Genomic DNA, 12,393 nt, shown 5'->3' with positions numbered 1-12,393 from the left:
ATGTTATTGACAATACATGACTCAAATTTGAGAAAAGTGGCCTTTGTGGACAATGACAAACAGGATACATTGAACTATTTCAATGATAGCTGGACAAGATACCTGGAAACTGGCTCTAGTACCTTTGATTTTACGGTCTTTAAAAAGGCTATTATCTCAGATGTAGGCAAAAAGAGGGCCTATAACTCTCTCAATGAGAAAGCATTTGTTTCATTTCACTACAAAGGCAGAACCTACCTGCACACTATCCGAAAAATTGAGGAAAATGAGAAAGTTATCAAGTGTTACAGTATCAACCTGAACCTTGAGCTGATCAATGAGTACTCTATCCCTTACAAATCGCCTAAGGCCATGAGCTTTAAGGAATTTTGTGAGGAGATGGACTTGCTCAACTATACTTTCTTAAAAATCGGCATCAACGAGGTGTCAGATAAGAAGATTTCAGCTGAGTGGGAAGGGACAGACACTAAACTAAATAGACTATTAAGCCTTGCTAAGAAGTTCGGTGCAGAAATTGAGTTTGACACACGTCTCAACTCTGACAGCTCTATCAAGTCATTCACGGTTAACGTCTATCACGAGCACGATGATACCCATCAAGGGGTAGGTCAAATCAGTCCAACCATCTTGAAGTATGGTAAAAACCTCAAGACAATCACTAGGACGATTGATAAGACTAGAATATATAACACCGTAGTCCCAACGGGTAAGGACGAACACGGCAATGTTATTGGCATCAGCGGTCTTGGCCCTTGGTCAGTCAACAACGCAAAGGGAGAACGTGAGTTCTACCAGTCAGGGGCTGCATTGTATGCCCCTCTATCTATGCAGATGTATCCAAGCACTTTCACTCACTCAACAGGTGACCGTGACCAGTGGACTCGTAAGGACATGACTGTAGAGAGTTCAAATCCTGAGGTCATCCGCTCAACAGCTTACCGTGAGCTCAAAAAGAACTGTTACCCAGCAGTAACTTACGAGGCTGAGGGCTTTGCAGATCTTGAAATAGGAGACACAGTCAAAGTCTATGATGACGGCTTTAGCCCTACTCTCTTGCTTGAGATGAGGGTATCTGAGCAAGTCATCAGCTTTACCAACCCTAGAAACAATAAAACGACTTTTTCAAATGCTAAGGCGCTTGAAAATCGTCTATCTCAGGGCATTCAGCAACAGCTAGACAGGATGATAGAGGACGCTAAGCCCTACACTATCAAACTTGCTACAGACAACGGCATAGCCTTTAAAAATGGTCAAGGCCAGACCATTGTGACCTCTACTCTTATGAAAGGGAACAAAGTCATCAATAGTGGCTGGCGCTGGGTTGTGGATGGTGTAATCAAAGCTACAAGCTCTAGTTACATTGTCCGAGCCTCTGACATCAACCAAAAGATGGTTTTGACGGTGTCAGCATGGGTGGATAACAAAGAGATAGCGTCCGAACAGTTGACGCTTATCAATACATCAGATGGGACGACTGGAAAAACTCAGTACTTGCATAGAGCATGGGCCAATTCAGAGGACGGACGTGACAGTTTCAGCACGACAACAAGCGCCAATAAGCGTTATTTTGGAACGTACACAGATTTCACTGAGGCGGACAGTCAGGATCCTACAAGATACAACTGGACGGCTCTTTTCGATAATGTAAAGATTGGTGGAAAAAACTATATCAGAAATGCCTCGTTTCTCTCCGGAGATAATAAGTGGAGTAAATCTTCTGTAAATGGATTAGCGTATAATTTCACTCATTCTGCAGTTAATAAGGGCAGACCAGGCTTACATATGTTTAGCGAGAATGACACAGTTATCCCAAAATGGAAAGGCGTAAGCCAAAAGATTTCACTACCTCAACCAGCAGGTACTCCGGTCACAATTTCAGCATCGTTTGCGAAAGACGGAGCGCCTCAAGAGGCTCATATCGGACTCCATTTTATAAAAGATGGTGTCATAGCTAGACAATCATGGCTTGATATACTTGCTTCCCAAATCACTGACAAGTATCAGCGTTTTTCTCTCTCAGCAAAGCACGATATACCTTTTGATGAGATCAGAGTCATGCTCTATGTTGGATATGACAAAATTGTCAATCTGTATGTTACAGATGTTCAGCTTGAAATTGGCAATGTAATGACTGATTTTAGATTGTCAGACGAAGACGTGCAAGAGACTATCAACTCTAAAGCTGATCAAGCATTGACTCAGGAGCAACTCAATGCTCTCAATGAAAAGGCTGGAATTATCCAGGCTGAGCTCGAGGCTAAAGCTAGTGCTGACACGCTTGATAACTGGATAAAGGCTTATAAGGACTTTGTCAAGTCAAACGAGACAGCAAGGTTACAAGCTGAGAAAGATTTGATTGCAGCTAGTCAGCGTGTCTCTAATATTGCTAAGGATCTTGGAGAATTATCTGACCGCTGGAATTTCATTGATACTTACATGAGCTCTAGTAATGAGGGCCTTGTAATTGGTAAGAATGACGGTAGCTCTAGCATGATGTTCAACCCTAACGGACGAATTTCAATGTTTAGCGCTGGTGTAGAGGTTATGTATATCAGTCAAGGGGTCATCCACATTGAAAATGGTATTTTCTCTAAGACTATCCAAATAGGACGATTTAGAGAAGAGCAGTATCATATCAATCCTGATATGAACGTTATAAGGTATGTAGGATAGAAAGGAGTAAAATGGCTAAATTTAGTAGTTCAAGTGGGAGCTTGTATCTCAATGTCTATGTAGAGCAAGGCTCTCAGAGTATCACGGATAACACCTCAACCGTCAACTGGCGGATGACAGTTAGCCGTACAGGCGCCTATTACACTCATAACCATCAAGGAGACAGTACTTTGTCTCTCAATTTAGACGGTCGAAACGTGCATTACAGCTACCCAACGTGGGAAACATCAGGCGAGGAGTACACTCTTGCTAGTGGGTCAAGTACAATCAGCCACAATGCGGATGGGACTAAGACCTTACCTATATCATGCACGTTCAATCCGAATAATGGCCTGCATGGGACTATCACAGTATCAGCAAGTCTTAGCCTGACGACTATACCACGCTCTAGCTCTGTAAGCGTGAGCGCTGGAGTTATTGGTAGTTCGGTTACTATCACCATTAACCGTCAAAGCTCCAGTTTCAAGCATACGGTGCGCTATTCCTGGGCTGGTAAGAGTGGAACGATTGCAACGAATGTAGACACATCCACAACGTGGACGATCCCTCTTGACTTTGCCAATGACATCCCAAACTCAGCGAGTGGCACAGGGACTGTCTTTGTCGATACCTACTCAGGCTCTACCAAGACAGGCACACAGTCAACCACATTCACGGCAAGCGTGCCAGCAAATGTGAAACCCACATTTACAGGAGTTTCCCTGTCGGACCTAAATGGTGCGGCTCAAAACCTTATTCCAAACCCTAACACGTTCATTCAGGTCATCTCTAACATTAAAGTAGGATTTAATGGTGCAGTTGGTTCTTACGGATCAACCATCACTGGATACTATGCTGAAATAATTGACAAAAACCAGTCTACCAGTTCAAACGGTGGCAGTCTGGGGATTATGAACTATCACGGCACAATCAAAATCAGAGCGAGCGTGTCTGATAGTCGTGGTAGATGGTCTGATACTAGAGAGGTAGCTGTAACCGTGCTTGAGTATTTTGCTCCAGCATTGAGTTTTAGCATAGCAAGAACAGGATCAACATCAAGCACCTTGACGGTCACTAGAAATGCTAAGATTGCCCCTCTGGCTGTCTCGGGCAGTCAAAAGAACTCAATGACCCTGACATTCAGGGTTGCAAGGCTTGGGACTACTAACTTTCAAGTGGATATAGGACCAGCTACTGGATCCTGGACAAGTATCTCAAATCTAACCAATTCACAGGCCAATTTAGCAGGAAATTATCTAGCTAATCAATCTTGGGTTGTTATTGGCACACTAGAGGACAAATTCACTCGTACTGACTTTATGGTCAACGTGGCCACAGAGAGCGTGGTCTTGTCTTATGATAGGTCAGGGGTTGGGGTCAACAAAATCCGTGAGCGTGGGGCGCTGGATGTTAAGGGTGACATCTATGCGAATGATAGACCTATTCAGCAGTATCAGCTGACTAGTAATGCTGGCACCTCAATTTTTACAAAAGAAAATCCCGATAATATCCTAAAAAATGGTTTGTATTATAGCTGGAGTGCACCAAACAGGCCTAAAAATCAGAATGGTTGGTTATTGGTTCAAGTGTACGCTGACGCTCAATATGCTGTACAAACATACTGGACGGCTGAGAGAGAAACAATGTTAGTACGTTATCGTATAGCGAATCAATGGAGAGAGTGGAAAGAGATTGCTACTGTCCAAGAAACAGTTCAAAGAAAAATTGAGCTAGGTTGGTTTATCAACGGCAACGTTACAAGAGTTGGTAACATGGTTACAATTTCGACAGAAAGGAAAACCACAAATATCAACACAGTTTCAGACTATCGAGAAGTCCGAGAAACAATACCAGCAGGTTTTAGACCGACCCAAGAAGTTAACTTTGTTTTGCAAGGTATATCAGACTCAACAGTAACGGGCACGGCCATCTTGCACCTTGCAACAGATGGAAAAATCCGTCTGACAAGTAAATCGCCAGGAAATAAATATTGGACAGGCACAATCAGTTACCTAACAAATGACCCTTACCCTTAATAAATGAAAGGAGAAAGTATGAAATTAGAGTACGGGACAAAGTCCCAAGAATTTGATACAAGCGGAAAAGAATCCGCTACAAAGGTTACGTTAGTCAATTCAGACGGTGCTATCGTACCTATCTTGCTACCAGCTGACAAAATCGGTTTGTCAAATACTGAACTCTTTGAGCTGGCTCTGGAGGCTCTCTACCAAGAGAATTTCCCACAGCGTGCCGAGAAAGAGAAATTTAACCAGGTAGAGGCGCAACTCAAGCAAAATAAGGAAATGGCAACTAAGGTAGAGCAAGCGACCGTAGAGAACAAGGAAAACCTTGACACAGTCTCAGCTATCACAGAGGTCTTGAGTGCCGTGGTAGTATCTCAAAATGGTGGCATGCCGACCTTTGCCTATGTAAAGGTAGCAAATTTCATCAAACCGCTTGCTAAGGACAAACGTTACAACAACGGAGACATCATCTCAGGTGCTTATCCGTTTGATACAAATCCGAAATGGCCAAAAGGAACCAAGACTATTTTCAAGTTCCAAATGCAAGCCACAGAGGGCTACACTTGGAAAGATCAGTCACTATCTGATATGCTTCAGCAAGGTGTGCTTACCGTGGTCATGCCACGTATCGATTAGAAGGAGGTTGTATGCCGATTGAAGAAGCTGAAAAAATCGCCCAAAGTCAGGTAGCTTGGGCGATTTTGTTTATCTTGCTTTTCTTTATTATAATTCGATATCTTATTAAGACTTCGGACAAGCGAGAGAAGAAGATTATGGATTTGCATGAGCAATCAAAGGCCGACTCTAATAGACGAGAAGAGCGTTTGATGACTCACCTGGAAAAAACCACTACAGAATTAACGACAATTACACATACGGTCGGAGACATTCAGAAAGAAATGGTCCGCATGAACGACCGCATGGACGAAATCGAAAAAGGAGAATAACATGCAACAAATCAATGAAATTATCGCAAATGGAGCAATTAGCATTCTTGTCATTTTAGCAGGTATCGCAGTCAAAGCAGTCAAGGACTATCTCGTTCAAAAAGGTGGAGAAAAGACTATCAAGATTGTTGAAATCTTGGCTAAAAATGCGGTCAATGCCGTGGAGCAGGTCGCAGCCGAAACCGGCTACAAAGGCGAAGAAAAGCTGGATCAAGCACGAACTAAAATCCGTGCAGAGCTTACCAAATATAACATTAGTATGACTGACAAGGACTTGGATACCTTCGTCGAGTCAGCAGTTAAGCAAATGAATGATGCGTGGAAAGGAAAATAAAAAAGTGAAAAAAAACGACTTATTCATCGACGTATCTAGCCACAATGGATACGATATTACAAGTATTTTGGCTGACATGAGTACACAGAATACTATTATCAAAATTTCTGAAAGCACAAACTACCTAAATCCGTGCCTGTCAGCTCAAGTAGAGCAATCCAATCCTGTTGGATTTTATCATTTCGCATGGTTTGGCGGTGACATTGAAGAAGCTGAGCGAGAGGCACGCTACTTCCTTGACAATGTACCTCAAAAAGTAAAATACTTGTGTCTTGATTACGAAGATCACGCTAGCGGAGATAAACAGGCAAATACAGATGCTTGTATTCGCTTCATGGAAATCCTCAAAGAAAATGGCTATGAGCCAATCTATTACAGCTATAAGCCATTCACGCTTAATAATATCTATTATGAGCAGATTCTTGCTAAATTTCCAAATAGCCTTTGGATTGCAGGCTATGGTTTGAATGATGGTACAGCTAACTTTGAATATTTCCCATCCATGGACGGGATTCGCTGGTGGCAATACTCTTCAAATCCGTATGACAAGAACATTGTTTTACTAGATGACGAGGAAGCTAAGCCCAAATGGAAAAAGAATGATACTGGATGGTGGTATGAATATCCTGACGGATCTTATCCAAAAGAAGAATGGGAAAAGATTGATGGTACCTGGTACTACTTCGACGAGAGAGGTTATTCAATATCTTCTAACTGGTTGAAAGACGATGACAAGTGGTATTATCTCAGAGAGAACGGCGCAATGGCCATCGGCTGGGCGTTTGTGAACGGCAAATGGTTCTATTTTGATGCTTCAGGAGCGATGGTTACTGGTTGGGTTCAATATAAGGACAAACTATACCATCTAAAAGAAGAGAACGGCGCAATGTCTTCAAAAGAGCTTGTTCAAGTCGAAGGCGGCTGGTACTATGTCAATGAGGATGGCAGTCGTTCAGATAAACCAGCGCTTACTGTCCTGCCTGACGGATTAATCACTACTAAATAATTTTTTAAAAATAGAAAGGAAAATTTCTAAAATATTGTTCGAATCGTTTTAACCGCAGGCTATAGCTTGCGGTTTTTTTGTTTGCTCTGGAATGTTATTACTTAAAAGTGCGTTGCTATCAGTTTTGTTAATGCCAACAAAATTGGCCTGAAAGTAGTTTCAGAATTAAAAAATAATGTTTTTTCACGAATAGATAAGTAGGAGGAAGAAAATATGAATATTTTGAACATCGAACTTGCGAGCATAGAGCAGACTGATTTAGGATTTGAGCATTGGGTAGATGTGACTTATGCTGTTCCAATTTTAAAGAATGAATACACGGTCAAGTTGTTATTATTCATGGAATGCAAGATAGAGGACCAAGAGGTTATTGAGTACCTGGTATCAACTTGGAAGTATCGTGATTTGGTCCTGCATTCGGTAAGAATGTACGAGATGGAACGAAGTGATCGCACATAATACCTTGCCCCAAACTCGCCCCAAAAGTTTTTTAAAGTTATCTTTATTTATATGAAGAAAAAAATAAAAAAGCCCGTAAAATCGGGCTTTATTTTCGGATAAATCACTATAAAATAGTATATATAAGGCGGTAGACGGATTTGAACCGACGATCAAGCTTTTGCAGAGCCGTGCCTTACCACTTGGCTATACCGCCTCAACGTTTATTATTATACCTTGAAAATCATTTCCCGTCAATAGTTTCTTAATCGAAAATCCAATTTAGAAGATTGCCCTTTCTGATTGGATAGAAAAATGGGGAGAGAAAACCTGAAAATCAGGCTTTATGGGCATTAAGTTTGCCTTATGACTTGATAGATAGCAAACAAAGAATAAAGAAATTTGATAAATGAAAGTTTTTTGTGGTTACACGCCTAAATATTCTGAAAATTCGTTTACTTTTTGAGAAATCTATGGTATAATTGGCAATAAGCCTAAATTTTTTAAGAGGAGTTACATACATGAAAAAAAGTAGAGTATTTGTTACAGCAGGGATTGCTTTGCTGGCAACTGGCGTTCTCGCTGCTTGCGGTTCTTCAAAATCATCTGATTCAACAGCGCCAAAAAATTATGGTTATATCTATTCAGCTGACCCAGAAACGTTGGATTACCTCATTTCAGGTAAACAAAGTACTAAGATTGCCACTTCAAATGGTATTGATGGTCTCTTCACAAATGACAAATATGGGAATTTGACTCCCGCAGTGGCAGAAGATTGGTCAGTCTCAAAAGATGGTTTGACTTATACCTACAAAATCCGTAAAGGTGTTAAATGGATGACATCTGATGGAGAAGAGTACGCTGAAGTAACAGCTAAAGATTTCGTAAATGGTTTGAAACACGCAGCAGATAAGAAATCCGAAGCCCTATATTTAGCAGAAACTTCTGTTAAAGGATTGTCTGATTATTTGTCTGGAAATTCAAAAGACTTTTCTACGGTAGGTGTGAAGGCAGTTGATGATTATACTCTTGAGTATACCTTGAACCAACCAGAACCATACTGGAACTCTAAGATGGCTTATTCAATCTTCTGGCCATTGAACGAAGATTTTGAAAAATCAAAAGGATCAGATTTTGCCAAAGCAACAGATCCTACGTCCTTACTTTATAATGGTCCGTTCTTGCTAAAAGGTTTGACTACTAAATCTTCTATCGAATTTGCTAAGAATGAGCAGTACTGGGATAAGGATAATGTTCACCTTGATAAAGTTACCCTTGCTTTCTATGATGGGTCAGACCAAGAGTCCATTGAACGTAACTTTACAAGTGGTGCATACAGCTATGCTCGCCTTTTCCCAACAAGTTCAAACTATTCTAAGGTAGCAGAAAGCTATAAGGATAACATCTTCTACACTCCATCAGGACCAGGGATTGCTGGTTTGGGTGTGAATATTGACCGTCAAGGTTACAAATACACTTCTAAGACAACTGATGAAGAGAAGACTTCTACTAAGAAAGCTCTTCTTAACAAGAATTTCCGTCAGGCTTTGAACTTTGCCTTTGACCGTACTTCTTACTCAGCACAAATCAATGGTAAAGAAGGTGCTCCTCTTGCAGTTCGTAACCTCTTTGTGAAACCAGGTTTTGTCTCTGCAGGTGAAAAAACTTTTGGTGACTTGGTAACTGAAAAGATGGCTACTTATGGTGATGAGTGGAAGAATGTAAACTTTGCGGATGGTCAAGATGGACTCTTCAACGCCGACAAAGCCAAGGCTGAATTTACGAAAGCCAAAACTGCATTGGAAGCAGAAGGTGCGAAATTCCCTATCCACTTGGATATTCCAGTAGACCAAACTGCTAAGAGCTATATCGCTCGTATTCAATCCTTTAAACAATCAGTTGAAAAAGTACTTGGTGAAGATAATGTAGTGATTGATATCCAACAAGTTTCTAAAGATGAGTTGAACAATATCACCTACTATGCAGCAAGCGCTGCGGCAGAAGATTGGGATCTCTCAGGAGCAGTTGCATGGAGTCCAGACTACGAAGATCCATCAACTTACCTTGATATCTTGAAGACAACGAATGCTGAACAAACAAAAACATACATGGGTTACGAAGGTGCAGATAATGCTGCAGCAGCTCAAGTTGGTTTGAAAGAATACGATAAGTTAGTTGATGAAGCTGCTAAAGAAACAAGCGATTTGAATGTTCGTTATGAAAAATACGCAGCAGCTCAAGCTTGGTTGACAGATAGCTCTCTCTTCCTTCCTGCTATGTCATCTAATGGAGCAGCGCCATTCATTTCTCGTGTAGTACCATTCTCTGCGTCATACAGTCAATCTGGAGATAAGGGTTCAGATGTATACTTCAAGTATATTCAGTTGCAAGACAAGGTTGTAACGAAAGCTGATTACGAACAAGCTCGTGAGAAATGGCTCAAAGAGAAAAAAGAATCAAACGAAAAAGTTCAAAAAGAATTGACGAATCACGTTAAATAAATAACTCTCAAGAGAACTTTCTCTCCATGAGGAGAAGGTTCTTTTGGGATTTTAAAAGGAAACGATATGAAAAAATATATTTTTATGCGTGTCTTGCGCTCATTGTTGTCTATTTTCTTGGTGACAACCTTGACCTACACGATTATCTATACGATGGTTCCTCGGAAACTGATTTTCAAGCAGGATACCAACTACAACAAGATTGCAACGACTCCAGATAAGCGAGATAATTATGAGAATACCGTTTATGAACGTATGGGCTATATCGAGTACTACGATACCAAGGAGTTGCAAGAAAAAGCTAGCACAATGGACTCATCTGTAACAGTAGATGCCAATGATACCAATAAGGCAATCTACGAAAAATACATCAACCAACTCGGTAATGGTTGGACGTTAGGTGTCTTTTCAGAGAGTGGTCAGTTCTATGCTACGCGTGAAATTCCGATTTTTGAACGTGTTTTCAAATTCTATGCGAACTTACTTGATATTGATCATACAAACAAGATTCAAGACCCTGAAAATCCAAACTTGGAACGTTATCTTCGTTTTGAAAATGACCCTGCTATCGGTTGGTCATTGGTTGGTTCAGGTACCAAACATAAATACCTTTTGTATTTCAACAATCAATTCCCGTTTGTACACCAAAACTTTGTGAACATTAACTTGGGTGACTCTTACCCAACTTATGCGAACACGCCAGTGCTTCAAGTTATCACACAAGGTCAAGGACAAACTAAGACATCAGAAGTTCAATTCCCTACTGGTAAAAAGACTTCGTCTGTAGATATTTACTCTCGTACCTACAAATCTCCAAGTCAAGCAGATGCGCGTGAAATAGCTAACTATGGTAAAGACGATCCATATACAGCTACAGAAAGTAACTACCAATATCCATCTATGATTGCAAGCTCAGCTGTTGCTGGTTTGATTGGTTTGATTATTTCTTATGCTATTGCGATTCCTCTTGGATCTGCTATGGCTCGCCACAAGAATACTTGGATTGACAGCTTCTCAACAGGTGCTCTAACCTTCTTGCTTGCACTTCCAACGATTGCCTTGGTTTATATCGTGCGTTTGATTGGCTCATCTATTGGTCTTCCAGACTCATTCCCTATCCTAGGTGCTGGAGATTGGCGTTCCTATGTCTTGCCAGCAGTCATTCTAGGTTTGCTGGGAGCACCAAGTACAGCAATCTGGATTCGTCGTTATATGATTGACTTGCAATCTCAAGACTTCGTCCGTTTTGCTCGTGCAAAAGGTTTATCTGAAAAAGAAATTTCAAATAAACACGTCTTTAAAAATGCCATGGTTCCTTTGGTTTCAGGTATTCCAGGTGCCGTAATCGGGGTTATTGGTGGTGCAACATTGACAGAAACAGTCTTCGCCTTCCCAGGTATGGGTAAAATGTTGATTGACTCTGTTAAGGCATCAAATAACTCAATGGTAGTTGGTCTCGTCTTCATCTTTACATGTATTTCTATCTTCTCACTCTTTGTAGGAGATATCTGGATGACTATGCTTGACCCACGTATTAAATTGACAGAGAAAGGAGGCAAATAATGTCAACAATTGATAAAGAAAAATTTCAGTTCGTAAAACGTGATGATTTTGCCTCTGAAACGATTGATGCTCCTGCCTACTCTTACTGGGGCTCTGTATTTAGACAGTTTTTAAAGAAAAAATCAACAGTCATTATGTTGGGAATATTGGTAGCTATTATTTTGATGAGTTTTATCTATCCGATGTTTTCAGACTTTGACTTTAACGATGTAAGTAAGGTTAATGACTTTAGCGCTCGTTTTATTAAGCCCAATGCCGAACACTGGTTTGGTACTGATAGCAATGGTAAATCCTTGTTTGATGGAGTTTGGTTTGGTGCGCGTAATTCTATCCTCATTTCTGTAATTGCTACTTTTATCAACCTTGTGATCGGGGTTATTGTTGGTGGAATTTGGGGAATTTCAAAATCTGTTGACCGCGTCATGATGGAAGTTTATAACATTATTTCAAACATTCCATCTCTCTTGATTGTTATCGTCTTGACTTACTCAATTGGTGCTGGTTTCTGGAATTTGATCTTCGCTATGAGTGTGACGACTTGGATTGGTATTGCTTATTCAATTCGTATTCAAATCATGCGTTACCGTGACTTGGAATACAACCTTGCTTCTCAAACACTTGGAACACCAACCTTTAAAATCATCGTGAAAAATATCATGCCACAATTGGTATCTGTTATTGTTTCTACGATGACCTTGATGTTGCCAAGCTTTATCTCTTATGAGGCTTTCCTCTCCTTCTTTGGATTGGGGTTGCCTGTAACAGTGCCAAGTTTGGGACGTTTGATCTCAGATTACTCACAAAACGTTACGACCAACGCTTACTTGTTCTGGATTCCGTTGACAACCTTGATCTTGGTATCCCTATCTCTCTTCGTTGTTGGTCAAAACCTAGCGGATGCTAGTGATCCACGTACACATAGATAGGA

10 protein-coding genes and 1 tRNA gene are annotated in these 12,393 nt (G+C 40.8%); 10 read left to right on the top strand and 1 reads right to left on the bottom strand.

What is annotated here, in order from left to right:
* The 7 genes from MK405_RS07760 (at position 1) to MK405_RS07730 (ending at position 7,422) form a co-directional block, all read left to right on the top strand.
* Complete coding sequence (locus MK405_RS07760; RefSeq protein WP_268704715.1) at positions 1-2,673, top strand: phage tail spike protein; 2,673 nt, start codon at positions 1-3, stop codon at positions 2,671-2,673.
* Between the two features lie 11 nt (positions 2,674-2,684).
* Positions 2,685-4,688 (top strand): DUF859 family phage minor structural protein, encoded by a 2,004-nt coding sequence (locus tag MK405_RS07755; protein ID WP_268704714.1) that lies wholly within the window; start codon positions 2,685-2,687, stop codon positions 4,686-4,688.
* Between the two features lie 18 nt (positions 4,689-4,706).
* Positions 4,707-5,312 (top strand): DUF1366 domain-containing protein, encoded by a 606-nt coding sequence (locus tag MK405_RS07750; RefSeq protein WP_268704713.1) that lies wholly within the window; start codon positions 4,707-4,709, stop codon positions 5,310-5,312.
* An 11-nt stretch (positions 5,313-5,323) separates the two neighbouring features.
* The gene (locus MK405_RS07745) at positions 5,324-5,623 is read left to right on the top strand and encodes a hypothetical protein (protein ID WP_049490335.1); all 300 of its coding nucleotides are present in this window, start codon (positions 5,324-5,326) and stop codon (positions 5,621-5,623) included.
* Between the two features lies 1 nt (position 5,624).
* Positions 5,625-5,957, top strand: a complete 333-nt coding sequence (locus tag MK405_RS07740; protein WP_084856351.1) for a phage holin — start codon at positions 5,625-5,627, stop codon at positions 5,955-5,957.
* Between the two features lie 4 nt (positions 5,958-5,961).
* Positions 5,962-6,963 (top strand): GH25 family lysozyme, encoded by a 1,002-nt coding sequence (locus tag MK405_RS07735; RefSeq protein WP_084856357.1) that lies wholly within the window; start codon positions 5,962-5,964, stop codon positions 6,961-6,963.
* A 213-nt stretch (positions 6,964-7,176) separates the two neighbouring features.
* Positions 7,177-7,422, top strand: a complete 246-nt coding sequence (locus MK405_RS07730) for a DUF7720 family protein (RefSeq protein ID WP_084856352.1) — start codon at positions 7,177-7,179, stop codon at positions 7,420-7,422.
* Positions 7,423-7,547: 125 nt separating this feature from the next.
* On the opposite strand, the gene MK405_RS07725 is transcribed toward MK405_RS07730, so the two are convergent.
* A tRNA-Cys gene (locus MK405_RS07725) sits at positions 7,548-7,618 on the bottom strand.
* A 304-nt stretch (positions 7,619-7,922) separates the two neighbouring features.
* Between MK405_RS07725 and MK405_RS07720 the strand changes: the two genes are divergently transcribed.
* From MK405_RS07720 to oppC, 3 genes are all read left to right on the top strand, one after another.
* Complete coding sequence (locus MK405_RS07720) at positions 7,923-9,902, top strand: peptide ABC transporter substrate-binding protein (RefSeq protein WP_268704712.1); 1,980 nt, start codon at positions 7,923-7,925, stop codon at positions 9,900-9,902.
* Positions 9,903-9,968: 66 nt separating this feature from the next.
* On the top strand, positions 9,969-11,465 hold the full coding sequence (locus MK405_RS07715; RefSeq protein ID WP_000759886.1) for an ABC transporter permease: 1,497 nt from the start codon (positions 9,969-9,971) through the stop codon (positions 11,463-11,465).
* The gene (gene oppC / locus MK405_RS07710; protein WP_000103693.1) at positions 11,465-12,391 is read left to right on the top strand and encodes an oligopeptide ABC transporter permease OppC; all 927 of its coding nucleotides are present in this window, start codon (positions 11,465-11,467) and stop codon (positions 12,389-12,391) included. Before MK405_RS07715 ends, oppC begins: the two co-directional genes overlap by 1 nt.
* The last annotated feature ends 2 nt before the right edge of the window (positions 12,392-12,393 follow it).

The organism is Streptococcus oralis (assembly GCF_026782345.1).
In the GTDB taxonomy this organism is placed as follows: domain Bacteria; phylum Bacillota; class Bacilli; order Lactobacillales; family Streptococcaceae; genus Streptococcus; species Streptococcus oralis_CK.
Note: the sequence above shows the minus strand (reverse complement) of the source record. Positions and strands in the feature narration are given on the sequence as shown.